The sequence below is a fragment of the Falsirhodobacter sp. alg1 genome (assembly GCF_000739715.2).
Classification (GTDB): Bacteria; Pseudomonadota; Alphaproteobacteria; order Rhodobacterales; family Rhodobacteraceae; genus Falsirhodobacter.
In genome coordinates this window covers 23,646-48,281 of sequence record NZ_BBJC02000002.1, presented here as the reverse complement: position 1 = coordinate 48,281, position 24,636 = coordinate 23,646, and the positions used below count along the sequence as shown (strand labels likewise).

General features: G+C 59.4%; 25 protein-coding genes. 10 read left to right on the top strand and 15 right to left on the bottom strand.

Annotated elements, in window-relative coordinates:
• Positions 1 to 27: 27 nt before the first annotated feature.
• On the top strand, positions 28 to 2,412 hold the full coding sequence (gene hrpB / locus TR36_RS04375; RefSeq protein ID WP_062762520.1) for an ATP-dependent helicase HrpB: 2,385 nt from the start codon (positions 28 to 30) through the stop codon (positions 2,410 to 2,412).
• Positions 2,413 to 2,467: 55 nt separating this feature from the next.
• Positions 2,468 to 3,412: an aldo/keto reductase gene (locus TR36_RS04370; RefSeq protein ID WP_045389862.1), complete on the top strand. Its 945-nt coding sequence runs from the start codon at positions 2,468 to 2,470 to the stop codon at positions 3,410 to 3,412.
• A 7-nt stretch (positions 3,413 to 3,419) separates the two neighbouring features.
• Here TR36_RS04370 and TR36_RS04365 read toward each other — a convergent pair whose 3' ends face one another.
• Genes TR36_RS04365 through TR36_RS04355 form a run of 3 tightly spaced genes read right to left on the bottom strand, consistent with a single transcriptional unit; the run spans position 3,420 to position 5,953 of the window.
• Complete coding sequence (locus TR36_RS04365) at positions 3,420 to 3,839, bottom strand: hypothetical protein (RefSeq protein WP_045389863.1); 420 nt, start codon at positions 3,837 to 3,839, stop codon at positions 3,420 to 3,422.
• The gene (gene argF / locus TR36_RS04360; RefSeq protein ID WP_045389867.1) at positions 3,832 to 4,758 is read right to left on the bottom strand and encodes an ornithine carbamoyltransferase; all 927 of its coding nucleotides are present in this window, start codon (positions 4,756 to 4,758) and stop codon (positions 3,832 to 3,834) included. Before argF ends, TR36_RS04365 begins: the two co-directional genes overlap by 8 nt.
• 28 nt (positions 4,759 to 4,786) lie before the next feature.
• Positions 4,787 to 5,953 (bottom strand): aspartate aminotransferase family protein, encoded by a 1,167-nt coding sequence (locus tag TR36_RS04355; RefSeq protein WP_045389870.1) that lies wholly within the window; start codon positions 5,951 to 5,953, stop codon positions 4,787 to 4,789.
• Between the two features lie 300 nt (positions 5,954 to 6,253).
• Here TR36_RS04355 and TR36_RS04350 point away from each other — a divergent pair, with 300 nt between their 5' ends.
• Positions 6,254 to 6,835, top strand: coding sequence for a GcrA family cell cycle regulator (locus TR36_RS04350; RefSeq protein WP_062762515.1), 582 nt, complete (start codon positions 6,254 to 6,256; stop codon positions 6,833 to 6,835).
• Positions 6,836 to 6,843: 8 nt separating this feature from the next.
• Here the strand turns inward: TR36_RS04350 and gph are convergent, their stop codons facing one another.
• Genes gph through TR36_RS04335 form a run of 3 tightly spaced genes read right to left on the bottom strand, consistent with a single transcriptional unit; the run spans position 6,844 to position 8,987 of the window.
• Complete coding sequence (gph, locus tag TR36_RS04345; protein ID WP_062762511.1) at positions 6,844 to 7,485, bottom strand: phosphoglycolate phosphatase; 642 nt, start codon at positions 7,483 to 7,485, stop codon at positions 6,844 to 6,846.
• A complete protein-coding gene (locus TR36_RS04340; protein WP_045389879.1) occupies positions 7,482 to 7,853 on the bottom strand; it encodes a cytochrome c family protein in 372 nt (123 codons plus the stop codon). Before TR36_RS04340 ends, gph begins: the two co-directional genes overlap by 4 nt.
• Before the next feature lie 3 nt (positions 7,854 to 7,856).
• Positions 7,857 to 8,987, bottom strand: coding sequence for an S-(hydroxymethyl)glutathione dehydrogenase/class III alcohol dehydrogenase (locus TR36_RS04335; RefSeq protein ID WP_062762737.1), 1,131 nt, complete (start codon positions 8,985 to 8,987; stop codon positions 7,857 to 7,859).
• A gap of 137 nt (positions 8,988 to 9,124) precedes the next feature.
• Here TR36_RS04335 and TR36_RS04330 point away from each other — a divergent pair, with 137 nt between their 5' ends.
• On the top strand, positions 9,125 to 10,159 hold the full coding sequence (locus tag TR36_RS04330) for a cysteine synthase A (protein WP_062762509.1): 1,035 nt from the start codon (positions 9,125 to 9,127) through the stop codon (positions 10,157 to 10,159).
• Between the two features lie 282 nt (positions 10,160 to 10,441).
• Here the strand turns inward: TR36_RS04330 and TR36_RS04325 are convergent, their stop codons facing one another.
• The 5 genes from TR36_RS04325 to TR36_RS04305 form a co-directional block, all read right to left on the bottom strand.
• Positions 10,442 to 11,341, bottom strand: a complete 900-nt coding sequence (locus TR36_RS04325; protein ID WP_062762507.1) for a YdiY family protein — start codon at positions 11,339 to 11,341, stop codon at positions 10,442 to 10,444.
• A gap of 365 nt (positions 11,342 to 11,706) precedes the next feature.
• Positions 11,707 to 12,168 (bottom strand): transcription antitermination factor NusB, encoded by a 462-nt coding sequence (gene nusB / locus TR36_RS04320; protein WP_045389888.1) that lies wholly within the window; start codon positions 12,166 to 12,168, stop codon positions 11,707 to 11,709.
• Positions 12,165 to 12,704 carry a 6,7-dimethyl-8-ribityllumazine synthase gene (locus TR36_RS04315; protein WP_045389889.1) on the bottom strand — a complete coding sequence of 180 codons (540 nt, stop codon included), beginning with the start codon at positions 12,702 to 12,704 and terminating at the stop codon, positions 12,165 to 12,167. The genes nusB and TR36_RS04315 overlap by 4 nt, the downstream gene beginning before the upstream one ends.
• A 1-nt stretch (position 12,705) precedes the next feature.
• Positions 12,706 to 13,806, bottom strand: coding sequence for a 3,4-dihydroxy-2-butanone-4-phosphate synthase (ribB, locus tag TR36_RS04310; RefSeq protein ID WP_045389891.1), 1,101 nt, complete (start codon positions 13,804 to 13,806; stop codon positions 12,706 to 12,708).
• Between the two features lie 94 nt (positions 13,807 to 13,900).
• Positions 13,901 to 14,488: a riboflavin synthase gene (locus TR36_RS04305; RefSeq protein ID WP_045389893.1), complete on the bottom strand. Its 588-nt coding sequence runs from the start codon at positions 14,486 to 14,488 to the stop codon at positions 13,901 to 13,903.
• Positions 14,489 to 14,578: 90 nt separating this feature from the next.
• Between TR36_RS04305 and TR36_RS04300 the strand changes: the two genes are divergently transcribed.
• From TR36_RS04300 to TR36_RS04290, 3 genes are all read left to right on the top strand, one after another.
• Positions 14,579 to 15,874 carry a capsule biosynthesis protein gene (locus TR36_RS04300; RefSeq protein ID WP_062762505.1) on the top strand — a complete coding sequence of 432 codons (1,296 nt, stop codon included), beginning with the start codon at positions 14,579 to 14,581 and terminating at the stop codon, positions 15,872 to 15,874.
• Between the two features lie 72 nt (positions 15,875 to 15,946).
• Complete coding sequence (locus TR36_RS04295) at positions 15,947 to 17,077, top strand: polysaccharide biosynthesis/export family protein (protein WP_062762503.1); 1,131 nt, start codon at positions 15,947 to 15,949, stop codon at positions 17,075 to 17,077.
• The gene (locus tag TR36_RS04290) at positions 17,074 to 19,059 is read left to right on the top strand and encodes a capsular polysaccharide biosynthesis protein (RefSeq protein WP_062762501.1); all 1,986 of its coding nucleotides are present in this window, start codon (positions 17,074 to 17,076) and stop codon (positions 19,057 to 19,059) included. Before TR36_RS04295 ends, TR36_RS04290 begins: the two co-directional genes overlap by 4 nt.
• Here TR36_RS04290 and TR36_RS04285 read toward each other — a convergent pair.
• Complete coding sequence (locus tag TR36_RS04285) at positions 19,056 to 19,547, bottom strand: MarR family winged helix-turn-helix transcriptional regulator (RefSeq protein WP_045389898.1); 492 nt, start codon at positions 19,545 to 19,547, stop codon at positions 19,056 to 19,058. The two genes, TR36_RS04290 and TR36_RS04285, sit on opposite strands and share 4 nt — an antisense overlap.
• 62 nt (positions 19,548 to 19,609) lie before the next feature.
• Positions 19,610 to 19,873 (bottom strand): succinate dehydrogenase assembly factor 2, encoded by a 264-nt coding sequence (locus TR36_RS04280; protein WP_045389901.1) that lies wholly within the window; start codon positions 19,871 to 19,873, stop codon positions 19,610 to 19,612.
• 295 nt (positions 19,874 to 20,168) lie between these two features.
• Between TR36_RS04280 and TR36_RS04275 the strand changes: the two genes are divergently transcribed.
• Complete coding sequence (locus TR36_RS04275; RefSeq protein WP_045389903.1) at positions 20,169 to 21,371, top strand: pyridoxal phosphate-dependent aminotransferase; 1,203 nt, start codon at positions 20,169 to 20,171, stop codon at positions 21,369 to 21,371.
• 3 nt (positions 21,372 to 21,374) lie between these two features.
• The gene (locus TR36_RS04270; protein WP_062762499.1) at positions 21,375 to 21,785 is read left to right on the top strand and encodes a hypothetical protein; all 411 of its coding nucleotides are present in this window, start codon (positions 21,375 to 21,377) and stop codon (positions 21,783 to 21,785) included.
• A gap of 58 nt (positions 21,786 to 21,843) precedes the next feature.
• On the opposite strand, the gene TR36_RS04265 is transcribed toward TR36_RS04270, so the two are convergent.
• Positions 21,844 to 22,503: a thiamine diphosphokinase gene (locus TR36_RS04265; protein ID WP_045390073.1), complete on the bottom strand. Its 660-nt coding sequence runs from the start codon at positions 22,501 to 22,503 to the stop codon at positions 21,844 to 21,846.
• Positions 22,504 to 22,624: 121 nt separating this feature from the next.
• Here TR36_RS04265 and TR36_RS04260 point away from each other — a divergent pair, with 121 nt between their 5' ends.
• The gene (locus TR36_RS04260; RefSeq protein ID WP_062762497.1) at positions 22,625 to 23,278 is read left to right on the top strand and encodes a hypothetical protein; all 654 of its coding nucleotides are present in this window, start codon (positions 22,625 to 22,627) and stop codon (positions 23,276 to 23,278) included.
• Positions 23,279 to 23,284: 6 nt separating this feature from the next.
• Here the strand turns inward: TR36_RS04260 and TR36_RS04255 are convergent, their stop codons facing one another.
• On the bottom strand, positions 23,285 to 24,577 hold the full coding sequence (locus TR36_RS04255; RefSeq protein WP_045389914.1) for an adenylosuccinate synthase: 1,293 nt from the start codon (positions 24,575 to 24,577) through the stop codon (positions 23,285 to 23,287).
• Between the last annotated feature and the right edge of the window lie 59 nt (positions 24,578 to 24,636).

Below are 24,636 nucleotides of genomic sequence, written 5' to 3'. Positions count from 1 at the left end.
AGCGGGTCAGTCGGGCAATACAGGGCCATGCCAAATCCATTACCCATTGATGACGCCCTTCCCGAACTTCTGGCCGCGCTGGATGCCCGCGGAATGGCGGTCCTTCAGGCCCCGCCCGGTGCAGGCAAAACCACACGTGTCCCTCTGGCTCTGCTTGGTACGGGCGTCAGCGGCAGGATCATCATGCTGGAACCGCGCAGGCTTGCGGCCCGCGCCGCTGCCGAACGTCTTGCTTCGGAGCTGAATGAGCCTTTGGGCCGCACTGTCGGTTACCGCATTCGGGGTGAATCGAACATCGGTCCGGAAACGCGGATCGAAGTTGTCACTGAGGGTATCCTGACGCGCATGTTGCAGGATGATCCATCGCTTTCCGGCGTAGGAACCCTGATCTTCGACGAGTTCCACGAACGCTCCTTGAATGCCGATCTCGGCTTGGCGCTTGCATTGGAATCGCGGGATGCCCTGCGGGAGGATCTGCAGCTTCTGGTCATGTCCGCAACGCTGGATGCAGCCCCTGTTGCCGCGCTGATGGGAGATGCCCCGGTCATCACATCGGCCGGTCGGGCATTTCCGGTGGAGACACATTGGCTTTCCCGTCCGGCACAAGGCCGTATCGAACAGGACGCGGCGGGTTTGATACGCCATGCCATGGAGCAGGCCACGGGCGATATCCTGGTGTTCCTGCCCGGTGAGGGAGAAATACGCCGCGTCGCCACCCTTCTGGGGTCAATTGCTGATATACGACCGCTATTCGGCGCATTGGATTTTGCAGCACAGCGCCGCGCGTTGCAGCCGTCGGACAAGCGACGCATCATCCTGTCCACCGCAATTGCGGAAACGTCCTTGACCATTCCCGGCATCAGCATCGTGGTGGATACGGGCCGCGCCCGCCGCGCCCGCTTTGACCCTGCCTCCGGTATGTCGCGCCTCGTGACCGAACGCGTCAGCCTCGCCGAGGCGGAACAGCGGCGCGGGCGTGCAGGACGTACCGCTTCCGGCACCTGCTTTCGCATGTGGACGAAAGGAGAGGAAGGCGCACTCCCCGCCTTTCCGCCCGCTGAAATCGAGATTGCCGATCTGACATCGCTCGCGCTGGAGCTGGCTCTCTGGGGCAGTGATGATCTGCCATTCCTGACCCCCCCGCATCACGCAGCGCTTGCCGAGGCGCGGACCCTGCTTGAAAGCCTCGGCGCACTGTCGAACGGCCGTATCACCGCGCATGGCGGACGATTGGCAAAGCTGCCGCTGCATCCACGCCTCGGGCATATGCTGACGCAGGCAGGCGGCCTCTCTCCCCTTCTTGCGGCGCTGCTGGCCGAGCGTGATCCGCTACGGGGGGCACCGCCCGATCTGGCGCAACGCATGGATGCGTTGCGTGATCCGACCCGTTTCGCCACAGCACACCGCCCCACGATAGAGCGGATACGCGAGGACTCCCGCCGCCTGAAGCGGATGGCGGGCAATGCAGATCTTGGTATCGGGCAGATGGCGGCACTGGCCTATCCCGACCGTATCGGCCTTCGCCGCAAGGGCGATGCACCCCGCTGGATCCTGTCGGGGGGCAAAGGTGCCGTCATGGATGCAGGCCTGCCATTGTCCGGCCAGCGCCTGATCGTCGCCACCGATCTGGATGGTGATCAGCGGGATGCACGCATTCGTCAGGCAGCGCCATTGACCGAAGGGGAACTGCGGGCATTGTTCGCCGATCGGATTGCGTGGCGTGAGGTATGCGAATGGTCCCGTCGCGAAGGTCGCGTCATTGCCCGCAAACAGGAAATGTTCGGTGCGTTGACGCTGGATGACCGGATCTGGCCCGACCCGCCCCCCGAAAACTTGGCGAGGGCTGCCTTTGACGGTCTGCGCCAGATCGGCCTGCCCTGGACGGCATCGGCAGCCCGCCTGCGGGCCCGTATCCGCTTATGTGCGGACGAAGGATTGCCGGATATTTCGGATGAGGCGCTTCTGGCGGACCCGGAATGGCTGCTTCCCTTCCTTTCAAAACAGCGGACAGAGGCGGATTTGCGTGCCCTTGATCTGACCGAACCGTTGCGCGCACTCCTTGGTTGGGATGGCGTACAGATCATTGATCGCCTCACGCCCGGCCATTTCACAACCCCCTTGGGTAACCGTGTGCCCATTGATTATGACGGAGATGCGCCCGCGGTTGAATTGCGGTTGCAGGAGGTTTTCGGCCTGACACGTCACCCCACCGTTGCGGGGCGCCCGTTGCGTATGACGCTGCTGTCCCCCGCCCGCCGCCCGGTTCAGGTGACGATGGATCTGCCGGGGTTCTGGGCCACGTCATATGCCGATGTACGCAAGGATATGCGTGGCCAGTATCCACGCCACCCCTGGCCCGAAGATCCGACTGCCGCGGCCCCGACCCTGCGGGCGAAACCGCGCGGAACTTGAGCTGCCCGAAAACCCACCTACCCTTTTGCCATATCACATCGAGGCAGGATAAAAGATGCGACGACTGGGCCAAACCGATATTGAAATCGAACCGCTTATTCTGGGAACGAACACCGCCGGATGGACAGCAGACGAACAGACGTCCTTCCGCACCTTCGATGCCTTTGTCGACAAGGGATTCTCGGCCCTTGATACGGCAGATATGTATTCCCGCTGGGTGCCCGGAAATGACAGTGAAAGCGAACGGATCATCGGTCGCTGGATGAAGGCCCGTCGCAATCGGGACAAGGTCCATGTCTTCACCAAGGTCGGAATGGATATGGGGGGGCCGGACAAGATAGGCCTGTCTGCGCGCTGGATCGAACATTCCATCGACGGCTCGCTCCGTCGCCTGCAGACCGATTACGTGGATCTGTACCAGAGCCATCAGCCGGATCCGAATACTGATCAGCATGAAACGCTGGAGGCCTATGCCCGGCTGATAAAGGCCGGCAAAGTTCGCTACATCGGCTGTTCGAACTACAACGCACCGCAGTTGAACGAGGCGATCCGTATCGCCAAGGAAGAACGGCTGCCCCAGTATCAGACTGTGCAAAACCAGTACAACCTGTACACCCGCGATCTATACGAAGGCGATTTGGCAGAGCTGATGCTGGGCAATAACCTGAGCCTGATGCCGTTCTATTCGTTGGCAGCGGGCTTTCTGACCGGTAAATACCGCACAAGGGATGATCTGGATAAAAGCCCGCGCGGCAAAGGCATCGGCGAGAAGTTCCTGAACCCGAAAGGAATGGCAATTCTGGCGGCGATGGACCGTGTTGCCGCGGATACAGGGGCGTCCTTAGCCGAAATCGCGCTTGCCTGGATCGTCGCCCGCCCCGGCGTTGTCGGTGCATTGGCCTCGGCCCGCACACCCGAACAACTGGAAACCCTGACCAAAGGGGTTCACCTGCAACTCGGCCCGGATCATATGGCCATCTTGACCGAGGCCGGAACCTGAGACACGCCTAGATCGTGGCGGCGATCACCGTCGCCATGATGAAAGGCGCCCCCAGTGTCACGGCGAAGAAGCTTCGCCGTGACACTGCGACACGTGATGGCAGCGTATACCCGAGGGTTGCCAGCCCCACACAGGCGACGAAGGGGCCGCGCAATGCGTAATAGCGGGCCAAACCGCCTCCGCCCTGCAGAATTGCCAGAACCACGGCAGCGGCCACTGTGCCTGTCAGCACCCAGAACCCGATTGTTCTGCCCCATAACAACAGGGCTGCAGCCAATACATATCCCAGCCCAAGCAGCGCCTCATCGGGCATGGCCCCCAGACGCATCAATCCGATCCCGCTGACCATGATCGTCAGGCCATAGGCAAGGATCACACAAAGGACGGCGCTTAGCGTCGCCCTTCGGATCGCATCGTCATCAGACACCCAGGCACCAGCGCATGATGGCCTTTTGCGCATGCAGACGGTTTTCCGCCTCATCGAAAATGACAGAATGCGGTCCGTCCATTACTTCGCTCGTCGCTTCGTCGTTCCGATGTGCAGGCAGACAGTGCATGAAAAGCGCATCCGGATTTGCCAGAGCCATCAGCTTCTCGTTCACCTGATACGGGCGTAGCTGGTTATGGCGCCGTTCCTTGGCGGATTCCGGATCATGCATGGAAACCCATGTGTCCGTCACCACAAGATCGGCGCCCTTGATTGCCTTGGCCGGATCACGCTCCACCGAAAAGCCGATTCCGGCCTTGCGGGCCATGCCTTGCCATTCAGCCTCCGGGTCCAGTGTCGAGGGACCGGTGAACGTGAAATCGAAACCGAACTGCACGGCGGCATGCATCATGCTGGCGCAGACGTTGTTTCCGTCACCTGCCCATACCACTTTTTTGCCGGCAATCGGCCCACGCTTCTCTTCGTAGGTCATGACATCGGCCATGATCTGGCACGGATGTGTGCGGTTCGTCAGCCCGTTGATGACCGGCACGGTGGCGTATTCGGCCATCTCGTGCAGAGTCGCCTCTTCAAAGGTACGGATCATGATCAGATCGACATAGCGCGACAGAACACGTGCCGTATCGGCAATCGTTTCGCCATGACCAAGCTGCATTTCACTGCCCGACAGCACCATCGTCTGTCCGCCCATCTGCCGCACCCCCACATCGAACGAAACACGGGTACGGGTGGATGGTTTTTCAAAGATCATTGCGACCATATGACCGGCAAGCGGCTGGTCATCATCCGCGGTCCCCTTCGGGCGGCCGTTGCGCGCGGTTTTCATGGCCAATGCGCCGTCGATCATGCCGCGCAGATCAGATGCAGTGGTGGTGTGGATATCAAGAAAATGGTTCATAATCTACTTTCGGAATATAATAGCCGGATCACGCCAATGCGGAGGCCGCACGGTCCAAGCGATCCACGGCCTCGGCCAGATCCTCATCCGTGATGTTCAGCGCTGGCAAAAGGCGCACGACGTTATCTGCCGCGCCTATCGTCAGAACATGCTGTGCATAGCCTGCGGCCACGACATCCGTGGCAGGCTTCACACATTTCAGGCCGACCAGCAGCCCTTGCCCGCGCACTTCCTCGAACACATCGGGGTGGGACGCGACCAGCCCCTCCAGCTTCTGGCGGAAGAATGCCCCCTTACGGCCAACTTCGGCCAGAAATGCCGGGTCGGATACGATCTGCATCACCCGTGCGCCGATCGCACATCCCAAGGGGTTACCGCCATAGGTAGACCCATGGGTGCCAACAACCATGCCGGAGGCGGCATCTTCTGTCGCCAGCACCGCGCCCAACGGGAACCCCCCGCCAATACCCTTGGCAACCATCATGATATCGGGCGTCACGCCGAACCATTCATGGGCAAACAGCTTGCCCGTACGCCCCACGCCGCATTGCACCTCGTCGAACACCAGCAATGCGCCAGTTTCATCACATGCCGCCCGCAGCGCCTTCAGAAAGGCATCGGGGGCAACACGGATACCGCCCTCGCCCTGCATGGGCTCGATCATCACCGCAGCGGTCTTGTCGGTAATCGCTTTCAGCCCGTCGATATCGCCGAATGCCAGCCGTGCAAAGCCGGGCAACAGAGGACCGAACCCCTTGACCATTTTTTCCGCGCCAGAGGCCGCAATCGCCGCCGCAGAACGACCGTGGAAAGCCCCGTCAAAGGCAAAGATCTCGATACGGTCGGGCTGGCCTTTTTCGTACCAGTATTTCCGTACCATTTTCACGGCCAGTTCGGCGGCCTCGGTGCCCGAGTTGGTAAAGAACACGGTATCCGCAAAGGTCGCCTCGACCAGTGCAGTCGCAAGCTTTTCCTGCTCCGGAATGCGGTACACATTGGATACATGCCACAATTTTGCCGCTTGCGCCGTCATGGCCTCGACCAGTTCCGGCGCGGCATGGCCCAGAACATTCACGGCAATCCCCGCGCCCATATCAAGATATCGGCTTCCGTCCTCCGCAGTCAGCCAGCTGCCCTTGCCTTCGACAAAGGCGATGGGCGCACGGTTATAGGTCGGCAAGACAGGGGTAATCATCGGAAGGATCCTTGATACTATAGCGGAAAAGGATGGAAAGGCCCCGAACGCACGTCAATATTATATGGCTGACAATACGCAGTGGGATCCCGCGCAACGGCGGGATGGGACGTCAGAAGCGACGTCGCGGGCGTTTCGCAAGGGGGCTGCATACGATCATGGCTAATTCGGTAGCCGCCCATCTACGCCTTGACAAGCAGATTCAGCGCGGCGGGCTTGAATTATGCGTCCCTCGCTTGTATCTCCGCGGCTTGCCCGGCTACAATATGCCCGAAGCGGAACCCTGAGTGGAAGACCGATATGTCCTGGACCGATGAACGCGTAGACACCTTGAAGCGGATGTGGGGGGAAGGCCAGTCGGCCAGCCAAATCGCCAAGGTATTGGGGGGCGTAACGCGTAACGCCGTGATTGGCAAAGTGCACCGGCTTGGCCTGTCGAACCGTGGCAGCGAGGGTGAGGAATTGCCCGCCGCCCCGGCAGCCGAGCCTGCGCCCGAGCCTGTTCGCGCAGCAGAACCTGCGCCCGCCCGCGCCGAGCCGGAGCCCGTTCGCGCGGCCCCCGCCGCTGCACCGACACCGCCGTCTCCGCCCATTCCGATGCGCAAACCTATCGTACCTGCAGGCCAACCGCTTCCGCCGCAGCCTTCGGCGAACGAGATCAGCCCCGAAGCGTTGGCCTCTGTACGCGAGGTTGAAAAGCGTGCCCGGAAGTTGACACTGATGGACCTGACCGAGCGGACGTGCAAATGGCCAATTGGCGACCCTGCAACCGAGGAATTCTGGTTCTGCGGTTTGCCCGCAACCCCTGGAAAGCCCTATTGCGAGGCCCATGTCGGGGTTGCGTTCCAACCGATGAGCGCGCGGCGTGACCGCCGCCGCTGATCGTGGTTTCAGCCGTGTAGCAGGCGATCCAGCTCGGCATAATCATCGAACACCAGCTTGTGCGGCAGTTCTTCTACTGCCGCCTTGCGGTAGCCGCCGGTAAACAGGGCAAAATCCACCCCTGCGGCATCGGCCGTGGCCGCATCCACCTCGCTGTCTCCCACATAAAGCAGGGCTCCCTCGCCCATCTGGCGCGCCGCTTCCAGCAATGGAGCAGGATCGGGCTTACGTTGCGGCAGGCTATCGCCACCAATAATAGTGTGGAACGGGCCCAAGGACAGGGCATTCAGCACATCCTTGGCCAGATCCAACGGTTTATTCGTGCAAACGCCGATGGTTGCAGACTGCTGCAGCTTGGCCAGCAGTTCGGGCACACCCGCATAAGGGGTCGTAAGCTTGCCGTTCAGGCTGTGGTAATACACACCGAACCGATCGATCCAGCGTGCCTTGTCAGCCGTTGCACCAACCGCATGCATGATGTCCCCGACCAGCGCCTCCACTCCGTGCCCGATAAAGCCACGAATGGTTTCCACGGACAGCGGCTCATACCCCATTTCGCGCAGGGTCTCGGCGGCAGCAGCATGAATCTCTGGCAGGGAATCTACCAAGGTCCCGTCAAGGTCGAAGATGATGCGCGTATATTTGGTCATTCAGGTGAAATCTCTTTCAGATAAGCGATGATATCAGCGACATCATCGGCGTTCGAGATGCCGGGGAACAGCATTTTCGTACCCGGAAACGTTGCCCGGGGATGTTTGATATATTCGCTCAGCAGGTCCTCATCCCAGACAGCACCACCGTTTCCGGCCGCCTGCAGGGCTGACGATGCATCATAGCCATCCATTGCGCCCACAGTCCGGCCAAAAACTCCATGAAGCGATGGACCAAGCTTGTTCACCCCTTCATCGGCGCTGTGGCAGGCCATGCAGCGGCGGAACAGCGCCTGCCCCTGCGCGACATCACCGGCAAAGGCGGGTGCTGCCGTCAGGAACAGGGCGACAAATGCTATGCAGCGCATCTGTCAGTAAAGCACGACACCGCGGATGCTTTCACCGCGGTGCATCAGATCGAACCCCTTGTTGATATCTTCAAGACGCAGGGTATGGGTGATCATCGAATCAATCTCCACCTTACCTTCCATGTACCAATCCACGATCTGCGGCACGTCGGTACGGCCACGGGCACCGCCAAAGGCTGTTCCTTTCCATACCCGTCCTGTCACCAGCTGGAAGGGGCGGGTCTGGATTTCGGCACCTGCGGGGGCCACACCGATCACGACGGACACACCCCAGCCCCGGTGCGTGCATTCCAGGGCATCGCGCATGACCTGTACGTTGCCGGTACAATCGAACGAATAATCCGCACCACCGATCTGGTCGAGCGGCGTCTTGGTCATCTCTACAAGATGCTGGACGATAGAACCGTCGATTTCCTTCGGATTGACGAAATGCGTCATCCCGAACTTCTCGCCCCATTCACGCTTCTCGTTATTCGTATCGACTCCGATGATCATATCGGCACCTGCCATGCGCAGCCCCTGAATGACATTCAGGCCGATCCCGCCCAGGCCGAAGACGACCGCCTTCGCCCCGATTTCGACCTTTGCCGTGTTCAGAACCGCCCCGACGCCGGTTGTGACACCGCAACCGATGTAGCAGATCTTGTCGAATGGCGCATCGTCGCGCACCTTCGCCAATGCGATCTCCGGAACCACGGTATGGTTGGCGAATGTTGAACAGCCCATATAATGCAGGATCGGCGTTCCATCGAGCATCGAGAAGCGGGTTGTTCCGTCGGGCATCAGCCCCTGCCCCTGTGTACCGCGGATGGCCGTGCAAAGGTTTGTCTTCTGGCTAAGGCAGGACGGGCATTCCCGGCATTCCGGCGTATAGAGCGGGATGACATGATCGCCCGGTTTCAGCGTTTTGACACCCGGCCCCACCGCAAGAACGATTCCCGCCCCCTCGTGCCCCAGGATCGCGGGAAACATTCCTTCGGGATCGGCACCGGATAGGGTAAACGCATCGGTGTGGCAGATACCGGTCGCCTTGATTTCAACCAGAACCTCACCTTCCTTGGGATCGGCCAGGTTTACCTCCATGATTTCCAGAGGTTTTCCGGCGGCAACGGCGACGGCGGCACGGGTGCGCATGGGCATGGGCATTCTCCTTATGGAATTCCCCCAGTTGTTGCGCGCCACACAGCCCGTTGCAAGGGCATCCGCACCGCCATGGCTTGAGTTCGCCCTGCCGCCACCCTACACCTTATAGGTAATAATGGAGGATGAAGATGCACGCCCGCATAGATCTGGCCGACGCGATCGGCAACACGCCCCTGATCCGGCTGCGCCGCGCATCCGAGGAGACCGGCTGCGAAATTTTGGGAAAATGCGAATTCCTGAACCCCGGTCAGTCGGTCAAGGATCGCGCAGCGCTATTCATCATTCGTGACGCGATTGCCCGCGGTGCGTTGAAGCCCGGCGGCACCATTGTCGAGGGAACGGCTGGCAACACAGGTATCGGCCTTGCGCTGGTGGGCGCGTCGATGGGGTTCCGCACGGTGATCGTGATCCCGGAAACGCAAAGCCAGGAAAAAAAGGACATGCTGCGCCTTGCGGGTGCCGAACTCGTTCAGGTTCCTGCCGCGCCCTACAAGAACCCGAACAATTATGTCCGCTACTCGCAACGGTTGGCCGAAAAGTTGGCCCTGACCGAAAAGAACGGCGCCATCTGGGCAAACCAGTTCGACAACGTGGCAAACCGTCAGGCCCATATCGAAACCACCGGCCCCGAGATCTGGGAACAGACCGGCGGCAAGGTCGATGGCTTTGCCGCAGCCGTAGGTTCCGGCGGCACATTGGTTGGTGTGGCAATGGCACTTCAGCCAAAAGGTGTGAAAATTGCCTTGGCCGATCCTGAAGGCGCGGGCCTGCATGCCTTCTATACGACAGGCGAATTCGCATCCCCCGGATCATCCATCACCGAGGGGATCGGTCAGGGGCGGATCACTGCAAACCTCGAGGGCTTCACTCCGGATTACAGCTATCGCATCTCCGACGCCGAGGCCCTGCCGATCGTCTTCGATCTGTTGGAGGATGAGGGGCTTTGCCTGGGTGGTTCCTCGGGCATCAATATTGCCGGTGCCATGCGCTTGGCACGCGAACTCGGGCCGGGCCATACGATCGTCACGATCCTTTGCGACTACGGAAATCGCTATCAGTCGAAGTTGTTCAACCCCGAATTCCTGAAGGAAAAGGGCTTGCCGGTTCCCGAATGGCTCGACAAGGCGCCCCGCGCCATTCCCGAAGTGTTCGAAGATATCTGACCCTGCCTTGCATGCGGACCCGTCAGCCCCTATCTGGGGTGTGACGGGTTCTGCTCTTCTCGTGTGAGGCTCTTTTCCAGTGGCCGATAAGCACTTCCGAGGGGGCTGGCTCTGCCAAGATCCTGGTCTTGGTACCTGGCTCCCACCTGATTAAATCAGGCTCTCGGGAAAATTCTCCCTCCACGGCCGCTGCGGGCCCGTCACTTTTCCCAAAATCAGCGCAATAAAAAAGGGGAAGCGCGAACGCTCCCCCTTTCGTGATCAGATGACTGATCGGGTTTCTTAGAACCCGTAAACCAGCGAGACACCCAACGTGTTGTCCGTGCGGATGGCGCGGCCTTCGTTGTAATCCGACAGGTAGCTGATACGTGTCGAGAACGAGTCCGAAACGCGGAAGTTGATGCCCAGATCGTTGTTCGCACGCAGTGCTTCGTCCGAGTTCAACGCGTCGGTATCCATGGTTACGAATACGTTCGGGTTGATTGCCCAGTAGAAGCGCGACGACAGAACGTAGCCAACTTCGGAAACCGAACGACCGTCACCGTACTCAAGGTACGATTGACCAACGCCGGCCTGGATACGCCATGTCAGGTCGGGACGGTTGAATACGCGGTAACCGGGACCAACACCGATGAAGGCATCCTGTTCAACCGACTGTGCGATGATTTCGTCATCGGTCAGGTTCGGAAGATCGTCACGCTCGTCCGAGCTTACTTCGTCTGCCAGACCGTCGGTTACGACGCGGCCCATTACGAAGCCGTAGAAGCGCTCGTTGAAGTTGTAGATGCCGTCATAGACACCGAAAACTTTTTCTTTTTCGGACTCACCGTCGTCTTCTTCGTACTGCATCAAGAACGACAGGTTTTGCGTGAACGGACCAGCTGCGTGGCTCAGGCGTGCGCCGAGGCTCAGGTTCTGGCCTTCGTCGTTACCTGTGTTGCCCGAGTAGCCTACCGATGCGCTGCCCGACAGGCCCTGACGCTCGTCCGGTGCGCCGTAACGGTATTCGTCCGACGAACGGCTGAACTGTTGCTCAACGTCAAAACGCTGTTGGTCGATCTGGTCGTCGATTGCATTCGGGTTAACGATGCTGTCCGACGCTGTTTGCGCGAATGCCGGAGCTGCCGCGCCGATCATCAGCGCCAGAGCAGATACGCCTGCGATGTGCATTTTATTTTTCATTCACTGTCCTTCCAAATCAAGGTCCCCAAGCCCAGAGCCGGGGGTGGCCGTCAATCTTGACAAGACACAAGATATACGAATGAGCCGTGAAGGCGAGAGCAGCCAAGGGGCAAAAAAAATTTGCGTTCCGAGGGAACCATCCTCTTGTAATCACTTTTGGGTGCTTTTTGCCCCAAAATCGGGCAATTTCCCGCAATTTTCACTCGAAAATGTGATTTGTTCGGCATTCAAGCGGCGCAGATCCGCCGATCTGTGTACAGCACTACACGTTAACAGCTGAACAAAAAATCCAAGGGAAAAGGTTTCGAGGCTAAGTATGTTGCATCGGGGTCACATAAAAACACCCTCCGAAGAGGGTGCGTTTCTTAGAAGCGATCCGGAGCAGCCTCATGGGCCATATGGTCCAGCACGGCGTTAACGAATTTCGGCTCTTTCCCATCTGGGAAAAACGCCTTCGCCACATCCACGAATTCGGAAATGACGACCTTGGGTGGCGTCTGCGCCAGAACCATTTCGGCCCCTGCTGCGCGGAACAAGGCCCGCAGAACCGGATCGATCCGGTCGATAGGCCATTTTGCAACCAGGGCCCGATCCGTCATCTGGTCGATACGTCCCTGACGCTCCACAGCTTCTGACAGCAGGGCCAGAAAATGCTTCGGCTCGCCATCTACCATTTCGGCATCGTCATAAACAGCGCCGAAACGGTATTCGGTAAACTCATGCGCGACGGCCTCGATGGTTTGGCCACGGGCTTCCATCTGGAACAAGGCCTGAACCGCATAAAGGCGCGATGCCGATTTACGCTGGCGTTTTTCGTTCTGGGTCATGCGAGCGTTCCTTCACCCTGGGCAAGGTGCAGCTCATCGGCGCGGAACCCCATGTTGCGGCGCGGCGCGGCAAAGCGACGATGAAGGGCAATCAGATGCAAGGCTGCGGCGGCCGCGCCGCCACCCTTGTTCTGTCCGGCCACTTCCGCCCGTGCCACAGCCTGCTCACGGTTTTCCACCGTCAGGATCCCATTGCCGATGCAGGCCCCCTGCAGACCCAGCAGCGCGATCGCACGGCTGGAATCGTTGCAGACAGTTTCGTAATGGGTCGTTTCCCCACGGATGACACACCCAAGGGCGACATATCCGTCAAAGTTCGATTGCCGTTCGCAGATGGCGATTGCCGTGGGCACTTCCAGCGCGCCGGGCATCTCGATGACCTCGACGGAGGCGCCGGCGCTCTCGGCAACAGCCGTGGCACCCGCAACCAGATTGTCCGTGATATCTTTATAATAAGGTGCAACCACAATCGCGATTTTCACCGGCTTGTCGAAGCTGGGCAAATCGAGGGTATGGTGCTGTTCCGAGGCAGCCATGTCAGTCCTTTCTGATCGTGCGGGTGCCAGCGATGGTCAGGCCATACGCTTCCAATCCCACCACTTTCGGAGCAACGGAATTGCTCAGAAGTGTCAGTTCGCTCAGGCCCAGCGCCGCAAGGATCTGCGCGCCGATGCCGTAATTCCGTAGTGTGTGGGGCGAAGCCTCCCCTGCCGGGGCCAGAGTGCGGCTGACGTCGCGCAAAAGCACGACAACGCCCCGCCCCTCTTCTGCCACAGCGCGCATGGCGCTGGGAACCTCGTCCAGCCGGTCGGCCGATAGCCCGATCATGTCTTCCAGCGGATTCAGGACGTGCATCCGCGTCAGAACAGGCTCGGGCGTTGTGATATCACCCTTGGACAGAACAATATGCTCCGTTCCGGTTGGTTCGTCGGTATAAATCCGCATCATCCAATCACCGCCATAGACGGAATGGACGTGACGGACCTCACGCTCGCTTACCAAGTTATCATAACGACGCCGGTAGGCGATCAGGTCTGCGATCGTGCCGATCTTAAGCCCGTGTTTCTGCGCGAATGAAACCAGGTCGGGCAAACGGGACATACTTCCGTCTTCGTTCATGATCTCGCAGATCACGCCCGAAGGATTGAGCCCCGCCAGACGCGCGACATCGACAGCCGCCTCGGTATGGCCGGCCCGGATCAGCACACCCCCGTCACGCGCACGAAGCGGGAACACATGCCCGGGCGAGTTGATGTCGGCAGGTCCCTTCGACGGATCGGTTGCCACTGCAACTGTCCGCGCCCGATCATGTGCCGAAATCCCCGTGGTCACACCGTCGCGTGCCTCGATCGACAAGGTGAAGGCCGTTTCGTGACGGCTGCCGTTTTTCGGCGTCATCAACGGAAGGCCCAGCGCCTCGATACGCTCTGCCGTCAACGCCAAACAGATCAGGCCACGCGCATGCGTCGCCATGAAGTTGATTGCCGCCGGTGTGCACATCTGGGCAGGAATGATGAGATCACCTTCATTCTCGCGATCCTCATGATCAACAAGAATGAACATCCGCCCGTTACGGGCGTCGTCAATGATCTCTTCCACTGTCGAGATTGCACTGTGAAATTCGTTTGTGCCGCTCATCGGATCCCCCTGCGCGCTGTGTTGGCCTTATAACGCAGAGGGTTCAATGACCATACCCCATTCGGAATGTTCCGCGTTGCGTATGACGGCCGGATCAATCCCATTGACGCAAACGGGCCACGTAGCGGGCCATCGTATCTACCTCGAGGTTGACTATCTGCCCCACGGCAACATCACCCCAATTGGTAGCCACCTGTGTGTGCGGTATGAAGTTGATGCCAAAGGTCGCACCGTCTACCTCGTTCACGGTCAATGAGGTGCCATTCAGCGCCAACGAGCCCTTGGGTGCGATAAACCGCGCCAACGCATCGGGGGCACGGAAGGTCACGCGCAGGCTGTCTCCGTCCGGTACTGTCTTTACCACCTCGGCCAGACCATCCACGTGACCCGACACGATATGCCCCCCCAGTTCATCGCCCACCCGAAGCGCCCGCTCCAGGTTCAATCTGTGGCCCTTGGTCCAGCTACGAACATTGGTCACCCCTACCGTCTCGGCAGAGATATCCACCTCGAACCAGTCATCGCCCAGCGCCACTACGGTCAGGCACACACCATCACAGGCGATTGATGCGCCCATATCTATTTTGGCCGTATCATAGGCCGTGGAAATGCGCGCCCGCAGATCCCCACGCTGCTCCAGCATGGCAACACGACCGATATCACTCACAATTCCTGTAAACATGTCTGGCACCTCATCTTTCGTTTGGATTACCCTCGGAGCGGTATCGAGACAAGGCAAGGCCCGTGCTCGCCACAATATTATGGAGTAAATATGCCTGACGCCGACATTCAACGGGACCAACCACGCACGTTCCTGTTTCTTCAGGGGCCGCATGGGCCGTGGTTCCGCACGTTGGGCGCAGGCCTTGAAAGCTCCGGGGCACGCGTATGGCGCGTTTCCTTCAACCATGGGGATGAAGCGTTCTGGCCCGCCGAGACATTGCTTCCCTTCTATGACCCCATAGAAAAGTGGGATGACCGGTTCCACGAGATTGTCCGTGAGAAATCCGTGACCGATATCGTGCTTTATGGCGACACTCGGCCCATACATGCACAGGCCGTATCGAACGCCCGCGCTCTGGGTCTGACTATCCACGTATTCGAAGAGGGATACCTCCGGCCCCATTGGGTGACCTATGAACGGGGCGGCTCGAATGGACACTCCCGCCTGATGAACATGACCATCGAGGATATGCGCGAGGCACTTGTGCATTCGGACATGGATCTGCCGGATGCCCCCGCACATTGGGGGGATATGAAACAGCATGTGTTCTGGGGGGCCGCCTATCACTGGCATGTCTGGGCGGGAAAGAAATACAGGAACTTCCGCCCCCATCGCCACCTGACCGTACGCGACGAATTCCGCCTGTACATGCAGCGGCTGATACGGATGCCCGCCCACCACATAGAACGCCGCCTTGCAACGCGGCGCATCATGCAGGGCGGCTTCCCCTATCATCTGGTGCTGTTGCAGCTGGAACATGATTCCAGCTTCCAGATGCATTCACCCTTCTCCACGATGTCCGAATTTCTGGATGTGGTGTGTTCGGCCTTTGCCGAAGGTGCGCCTCAACACCACCACCTCGTGTTCAAGGCACACCCGCTGGAAGATGGCCGTACCCCGGTTGCCGAAGACGTGATACGCTTGGCAAAGCACTACAACATCCGAAATCGGGTACATTTCGTTCGCGGCGGCAAGCTGGCAGCGCTGATGAACGATGCCCGTAGCGCGGTTACGGTCAATTCCACCGCCGGGCAGCAGGTCCTGTGGCGCGGGCTGCCACTCGCGGCGCTTGGGCAGGCGGTCTATGGCAAGCCCGAACTGATCGCCAATCAGGAACTGCACGAATTCTTTGCACAGCCCCAGCGCCCGGATGGCCGCGCCTACCGCGATTACCGGCATTACCTGCTGGAAACCTCGCAGATCCCGGGCGGATTTTATTCCAAACAGGGGCGGCATGCCCTGTTGCGGCAGGTGGTTGATATGATGCTTGCCCCGGAAGATCCCTACGATGCCCTGCCCGCCGGTCTTTCGGCCCCCCGCCAGCCGCTGCGTGTTGTGCGCTGACAGATTTTTTATTGTCGCGTTTTGCAAACGCATCTGCGATATTAAAAGAAAAATGGGACATTGGAGCGGATAGTGACGTTGAGTGCATCAAGGCTGGCCCGATCGGCCGTCCTTCTTATCCTTGTGTCCAGCGTGGCGGCTTGTGGCCTTCCTCGCTCGGGTCCAAACAAGAAAGAGATTTTTGCCGGATCGGTGGAGAACGGCGGCGATTCGTTTATCGTAACTGTCACACCCCAGGTAAACCGCATCGTAAATCAGCACATTTCCTACGGGTTCAGCTCATCCTTCCGCAATGCTGCCGAAATCGGTGCGGATACGATCGCTGCAGGCGATAAGCTTTCATTGACCATCTATGAAAACGTGCGGGACGATCCGCTTCTGGGCAACAGCGGCCAGCGGGTTTCGTCGTTGAGCGAGGTTCAGGTCGATTCGGACGGTTATATCTTCGTTCCCTACGCTGGCCGTATTCGCGCAACGGGCCAGACACCCGATGCCCTGCGTGGTGCAATCACCCGTGCCCTGCAGACACAGACACCGGATCCACAGGTGCTGGTACAGCGCGTTGCGGGTGACGGGGCGACCGTATCCGTAACGGGCAGCGCCGGCGCTTCGGGGATCTATCCGCTGGCACAGCCATCGCGCACCCTTCTGCGCGTCATGTCGCTGGCCGGGGGCGTGACAAGCGAGCCGAATGCGACACTGGTCCGCGTAACCCGCGGCGGCCAAAGCGGACAGGTCTGGCTTCAGGATCTCTACGACAACCCCTCTCTCGATATTGCCCTGCGCAACGGCGATGTGATTTCCGTAGAGCGTGACCGCCGGACATTCATGTCGCTGGGTGCTACAGGTCAGTCGGTTGTTCATTTCGAGAAGCCACAGCTTTCCGCACTGGAGGCGATTGCGCAGGTCGGTGGCCTTCAAACCAACCTTGCCGACCCCAAGGGCGTATTCGTGTTCCGTGATGAGGATGAATCCACGGTACGCAGCCTGACCGGTCGCACGGACTTTGCCGGCCCCCAACGTGTGGCCTATGTTCTGGACCTGACCGAACCTTCGGGCATGTTCGAAGCGCGGGATTTCCAGATCCGCGACGGCGACACGATCTATGTAACCGAAGCGCCATTCACACAATGGAGCAAGTCGATTGCAGCCATCACGGGCACTGCCGGTGCTGCCAACGACATAACCGACCTGGGCAATTGATCACCACGTCAATACCAAACCGGTTATACTACTATAACGCGGGTCTGCTCAGGCAGGCCCGCGTTCGTCGTATCCTGACCCTTGCCGGGCATCAGCTGCGGCTTGGCATCCCTTCGGCAGGCGATGGCGTCGTGGTCTGGGGCCACTCTCCCTATGCGGCTCGGGGTGAAGCTGTCGCACGCCACTTCAATGCCCCCCTGTTCCGGCTGGAAGACGCCTTCCTGAGGTCGATCCATCCCGCCCGCGCCGGTGGCAAAGGTCCAATCGGATTGTTTCTGGACAACGGCGCGCATTTTGCCGGAACCCGCCCGTCGGATCTGGAGGCACGACTGTGCCGCCCTGCCACAGATGCAAACCTGCTCCGGCGGGCAGAGGACGGCATTGCACGGCTGAAATACCTGGATATCAGCAAATATAACCACTTCGACCCCCAGCTTCCGGTGCCGGACCATGGGTTCGTTCTGGTGGTTGACCAGGTACGTGGCGATGCCTCCATCCGGCACGGCAATGCTGATGCAACGACATTCACGCAAATGCTAGAGGCCGCACGACGGGAAAACCCAACATGCCGCATTCTGGTCAAGACCCACCCCGAAACCCGGGCCGGTGTCCGTCGCGGGCATTTCGGGCCTGATGTGGAACTGCTGACAGATGCGGTTTCCCCGTGGAAGTTGCTTGAAGCTGCGGCGCACGTATACACCGTTTCATCCCAATTGGGATTTGAGGCTATTCTGGCAGGCCACCGGCCGCGTGTCTTCGGACAGCCGTTTTATGCCGGATGGGGCCTGAGTGATGATGAGCAGAAATTCCCCAGGCGCACCGCAAAGCTCAGCGTCAGTCAGCTATTTGCGGCATCCATGATCGAAGCGCCGCTGTGGTATGACCCCTGCCGCGATGATCTGACAACGTTCGAAGGTGCAATCGATTATCTGGAATCGCAGGTACGGGCATTCCGAGAGGATCGCCATGGCCATATTGCAACCGGCATGCGCCTGTGGAAACGCGGAAGATTGCAGGCTGTCTTTGGTCAGGAAAAGCGGCTGCGATTTGTAAACGATCCCGTTGCGGCGCAGGATGAGGCCCGAAAGACGGGCCGCGACCTGCTTGTCTGGGCAGGAAAAGCCCCCGAGGCACACATAGCGCCACCAGTCATGCGCCGTGTCGAGGATGGATTCCTTCGGTCGAAAGGGTTGGGCGCAGATCTGGTCCCGCCGCTTTCCCTCGTCACGGATGATAGCGGCATCTACTATGATCCTCGCCACGAGAGCGCGTTGGAGCGGCTGATTATCGCCCCCCCGCCACCGGGGGCCAAGGCCCGGATCTCGGCGCTTCTGGATCAGCTCATTTCCGCGGGCCTCACGAAATACAATCTCGGGGGCGCGTCGCTGGATCTGCCGTCGGGGCACAGGGTGCTGGTTGTCGGGCAGGTGGAGGATGATGCCTCTATCCGCTGTGGTGCGTCGCATATCAATACGAATGCCGGGCTGCTGGCAGCGGCGCGGCAGGCCAACCCCAATTCGGTGATTGTTTTCAAACCTCATCCCGATGTGGAGGCCGGCTTGCGCCAAGGCGCCATTCCAGCCACCGAGGCAGATATCATTGCACGAAATGCAGATCCGATCGCATTGATCACAGCCTGCGACGAGATATGGACCATGACCTCCCTTCTGGGGTTTGAGGCCCTGATCCGCAATAAGCCCGTCACCTGCGCCGGAACACCGTTTTATGCAGGCTGGGGGTTCACGACCGATCTTGCCCCCACACCCTCACGCCGCCTACCGCGACCGCTGTGGCAGGTGGCACATGCCGCGCTGATCACCTATCCCCGTTATTATGATCCGGTTTCCCGGCAGGCATGCCCTGCAGAGGTGGTTGCCGAACGGCTGGCAAAGGGTGCGCTTCCCCATCCCGGCCATGCGAACCGTCTGCTGGCCAAGTTGCAGGGGGCAATGGCTTCCTATGCAGGTATCTGGCGACGTTAGTAGATGTATCGGATCTGTTCGGTCCAGTACCGCTCCAGCCGGCGCAACGAAGCATTCATCGCCTCGACTGCCGAAGTCGCCAGGATCTGCTCGCCATTCAGATGCAGGGCATGGCGTTCGAACAATGCGCTCAGAACACCCCGCGCCGTGATCCCTTTCTGTGTCAGGCGAACCCGAACAGAGCGACGGTCCAGCGGTGAACGCTCGTGATGCATATACCCGAGGTCCACCAGCTTCCGCAGGTTATAGCTGACATTGGAGCCTTGGTAGAAACCGCGGGATTTAAGTTCCCCGGCGGTCACCTCATGTGTGCCGACGTTGAACAGCAGCAGCGCCTGAACGGCGTTGATTTCCATCAACGAGATACGCTCGAACTCATCCTTCACGACATCCAGCAGCAGCCGGTGCATCCGCTCGATCAGTCCAAGCGCCTCAAGATACGCATTCGGCGTGACCTGAGGCGCCATTCGCGCAAAACCGTCGTCCATGAACCCTGCTCCATATGCTTTCAGAGCAAAATCCACTCAAAAGTGAAACAAAACGTAAACTATCAAACTTTTGCAAAACGGATACGGGCATATTCCGCAATCCGCGCCGTCAGATCATGCAGCGGACCTTCTGGAATGGGACGCTGCCCCAGCATCCAGGCGAACAGTTCCTGATCGTTCTCTTCCAGCAGCACTTCATACAGCGCGGTATCTTCAGAGCCCAGATCCGGGAGATGCGTGTCGGACCATGGCCCGAGGATCAGATCCATCTCCTTCATGCCACGACGCCAGGACCGCATCGAAAGCCGCTTTTTCTGGTTATCCATTATGAAATTTCCTTCAATGACGATTCGATCTTACCGGTTCCGACCGCGATGCGATGGTTCGCGCCAGTTGCACCACCCCGCGCATTCCATGTCATCCGCATGCAGCCGGGATGCAAGCCCGGAACCAAAGGCCTGCCATGAATTATCGCCGCGCCCAAATTTCATTCAAACCGGCCAATCATGCAGCGCATATTGATTTATATGGGCAAGATGCATGCTTTTCCACGATCCGCTTGATCGCACTGATATGACATCCTAAGAGTGTCTCGCGTGAAATTCAAACCGAGGAGCCGACATGGCATTCCTATCCGACACCCTTTCCCGTGTAAAACCTTCGCCCACGATCGCTGTCACGAACAAGGCGCGGGAACTGCAGGCCGCTGGCCGTGACGTTATCGGACTGGGTGCCGGAGAGCCGGATTTCGACACTCCCCAGAATATCAAGGATGCGGCAAAGGCGGCAATCGACGCGGGCAAGACCAAATACACCGCTGTTGACGGCATCATCGAGCTGAAGAAAGCGATCTGTGAAAAGTTTTCCCGCGAAAACGGGCTGACCTACAAACCCGAGCAGGTCTCGGTCAGCACGGGCGGCAAGCAGATCCTGTACAACGCGCTGGTATGCACGCTGAACCCCGGTGACGAGGTCATCATTCCGGCCCCCTATTGGGTCAGCTACCCGGACATGGTGCTTCTGGCTGGCGGTACACCCGTTCCGGTCGTGGCGGGAATTGAAACGAACTTCAAGCTTTCGCCCGAGGCGCTTGAAGCTGCCATCACGCCGAAAACCAAATGGTTCATCTTCAACTCTCCGTCCAACCCGACCGGCGCAGGCTACACCCGTGACGAGCTGAAGGCACTGACAGATGTGCTTATGAAACATCCGCACGTCTGGGTCATGTCCGATGACATGTACGAACATCTGGTGTTCGACGATTTCGAATTCGTTACCCCGGCCCAGGTCGAACCCGGCCTTTACGACCGCACGCTGACCTGTAACGGCGTCTCGAAAGCCTATGCCATGACCGGCTGGCGCATCGGCTATGCCGCAGGCCCGGTTGCGCTGATCAAGGCAATGGGCACGGTGCAATCGCAATCCACCTCGAACCCCTCCTCCGTTTCGCAATATGCGGCACTCGAAGGGCTGACAGGGCCGCAGGATTTTCTTGCCGACAACAAGGCGCTGTTCCAGCGTCGCCGCGATCTGGTCGTCGGCATGCTGAACGATGCCGAAGGGATCATCTGCCCGACACCCGAGGGTGCGTTCTACGTATACCCCGATATTTCCGGCTGCATTGGCAAAACGACACCCGCAGGCACCGTCATCTCGGATGACGAAGTTTTCGCAACCGCCTTGCTGGATGAGGAAGGCGTCGCCGTGGTATTCGGTGCCGCATTCGGCCTCTCGCCGAACTTCCGCGTCAGCTATGCCACTGCAGATGATACGCTGCGCGAGGCATGCACCCGCATCCAGCGTTTCTGTGCATCGCTGAAGTAAACAATGTCGAACGCTCTGCCTGATCTCTATTTCCGTATCCGCGACAATGGCGCGCTCGTGTTCCGCATCGGAACCGAGAACCGCCTGCGCCGTATAGATATGGATCAGATCGCCGTCATAAACCTGGCGAAGGCAGAGTTTCGCAACCACGGGGACCGTATTCCGACTCCCGAAGAAAAANCGGTGATCCAGCAATGGATCATCGAACGCAAGGCCCTCATGGCAGAGCGTGAGGCCGATTACGTCGAGCGTACGATCGAGCATATGAACATGACCACGCAGTGGGCAAACAGCCGCGCTGACGATGAGTCATTGGACGCGGTAACAGACCGGTTGCTGATGGCCATGCATGATCTGCGGTCCGTGCTGGTCCGGAAGAAATCGGAACGGCTTCAGGCAGACGAGGATAGCTGATCCTTTCGCATGGGCCCTGTTGCGCCGGTAGCTGCGTCCCCGCTCAAATACCCGGTTTTCATGGAACGATAGCACGCAATGCCGCCTTCAGACGCGTGCGGGGCAGGATCACAAGCATCCCCGGCCCGTCAAATTCAAGCCTTACATGATCCTCGGACGCGGCGTTCGAACTGCCGATTCGGCCATCCGGTGCAAACTGAAGGCCATCTATCGGCCATTCCAGCCCTTCGCTCCTGCCTTGCACTCCTGAAATCGGGCAAAGGGACACCCGATCCCCGGCGGTCAGATACAGATCCAAAGGCCGCAGGGCATGAAAGACGACGTCATCCGGTCCGATCAGCAGGCACGGCGGCCCCCGATGCCGGACAAGCGTATTGAGCACCGCGAATCCATGGTCGATCCGTGCACCCGCCACAGCAGTGGCCAGAATGAAGGGCGCCTCGATCCGGCTCAATGCCTTTTCGAAATCCGTACTTTCTTGTTCCGCTACGTGAACAAGACGGTCAGCCAGCCGCGACCGGGCTTCGCCTGAAATGGAATCAAGATCCCCGATCACCCGCTCCGGCATGAAGCCCAATGCCATCGCCCTGTCAGCACCCCCGTCTGCGGCAACAAGATAGGGCGCAAAGCCAAGGCAAAGCTCCAATTCCTGCCGTGTCAGCGGACCACCAGCCACAAGCGTCACCGCCGCGGCAGATTGAACAATCGGTCCGGTCATGCGAGAAATTGTGCCACTCACGAAAAAAACAACATAGGACGATGACGCATCATAGTGATAGCACACCCGTCCTGTTAACCAAAAACAATGACCCGTATCGGGCCCAAGAGGCGGGCACCACATGAGCGTTCAGAAGAAGATCATGACCGTTTCGTATGGAACCTTTTCTTGTACTTTGGAGGGGTTTGACGATCCGTTCAATATCCTGCAGGAAATTACGGGGCATTTTCGCGCCCTCTCCGCCGCAGACCGTCACTTCGGCGCAGAACCGAACATGACTTCCTCCACACCGTTCACGACTGAAACACCCCCGGATGAGACGTCGGTGGACCGCCTGATTCGCAAAGCCGACAGCCATATGAGTGCCCCTGAAACCAAACGCCGCCAGTCGGCCATCTATCATCTGAAGGCTGCTGTTGCGGCCACCGTATCCCGCAAACTGGATACGCCCCCCCCTGCGCCGGAACCGCCGGTGGAACCAGCCTATGTTCCCCCGTCATCCATGGGATTCAGCAGCTTTGCCGATCATCTGGGTGCTGACACCGCCCCCGAACTGATCGAAGCCGCCGCTGTCTGGGTGCTGTGCATTGAAAATCGTGCCTCGGCCACACGCCCGCAGGTTCTGCGGCACGCCGCCACGCTGCGGACATTCAGCCATGAAAGCCTGATCGCGGCCTTTGAACAGAACGTCAGGGAAGGCGTTCTGGAAAAAGGAGAGCGAGGCCGGTTCACCCTGACGCCCCGCTCTCTTTATCTTCGTGAAATCAGGGCCTGAAGGGCCTCAATCAGCAAAAGGGTCCGTAACCAGAATTGTATCGTCCCGCTCCGGTGAGGTGGAAAGCATCGCCACCGGGCACTGGATCAATTCCTCGATCCGGCGAACGTATTTGATCGCCGCGGCCGGAAGCTCGTTCCACGAACGTGCGCCAGCGGTAGATTCGCTCCACCCTTCCATTTCCTCATAGATCGGGGTGCAGCGTGCCTGCTGATCGGCCGCAATCGGCAGGTGGTCCAGCCGCGTGCCATCCAGATCATAACCGACGCAGATTTTCAGCGTTTCAAAGCCGTCCAGAACGTCCAGCTTGGTCAGCGCGATTCCGGATACGCCCGAAGTGGCGCAGGTCTGACGGACCAATACGGCATCGAACCAGCCACAGCGGCGCTTGCGCCCTGTCACCGTGCCGAATTCATGGCCACGTTCTCCCAGCCGCTGGCCGTCATCGTCATGCAACTCGGCCGGGAAAGGACCTTCGCCGACACGCGTCGTATAGGCTTTGACGATCCCCAGAACAAAACCGATAGCACCCGGACCGATGCCCGTACCGGTGGCGGCCTGCCCCGCGATCACGTTCGAGGATGTGACATAGGGGTAAGTACCGAAATCGATATCCAGCAGCGCGCCCTGCGCCCCTTCGAACAGGATCCGTTTGCCTGCCCGGCGTGCATCCGTCAGCACCTTCCAGACCGGTGCGGCATAGGGCAATACCTGCGGTGCAATTTCGCGCAGCTTGGCCAGAAGGTCGTCCCGGTCGATCGGCTCCATGCCCAATCCGCGACGCAGTGCATCGTGATGCACCAGAAGACGGTCAACCCGCAATTCCAGCGTTGCATCATCGGCCAGATCGGCAACGCGGATCGCCCGACGGCCAACCTTGTCCTCATAGGCAGGGCCGATACCACGGCCTGTGGTACCGATCTTGGCGACAGCGGCCTGCCCTTCGCGTGCGCGGTCCAATTCGCCATGCAGCGGCAGAATCAGGGGGGCATTTTCGGCAATCATCAGGTTTTCGGGGTTGATCGTCACACCCTGTCCACGCAGCTTCTCGATCTCCATGATCAGATGCCACGGGTCCAGAACGACGCCGTTCCCGATCACCGAGATCTTGCCACCACGTACGATTCCCGAAGGAAGCAGCGACAGTTTGTAGACGGCTTCTCCGATTACGAGCGTATGGCCCGCATTGTGGCCACCCTGAAAGCGCGCGATCACATCGGCACGTTCGCTGAGCCAGTCAACGATCTTGCCCTTTCCTTCGTCGCCCCACTGGGCGCCGACGACGACAACATTGGCCATTTGCGGGTCCTCTCCGGTTTTTGGTCAAACCGATTGTGTCATAGCGACTGGCGGGCCAC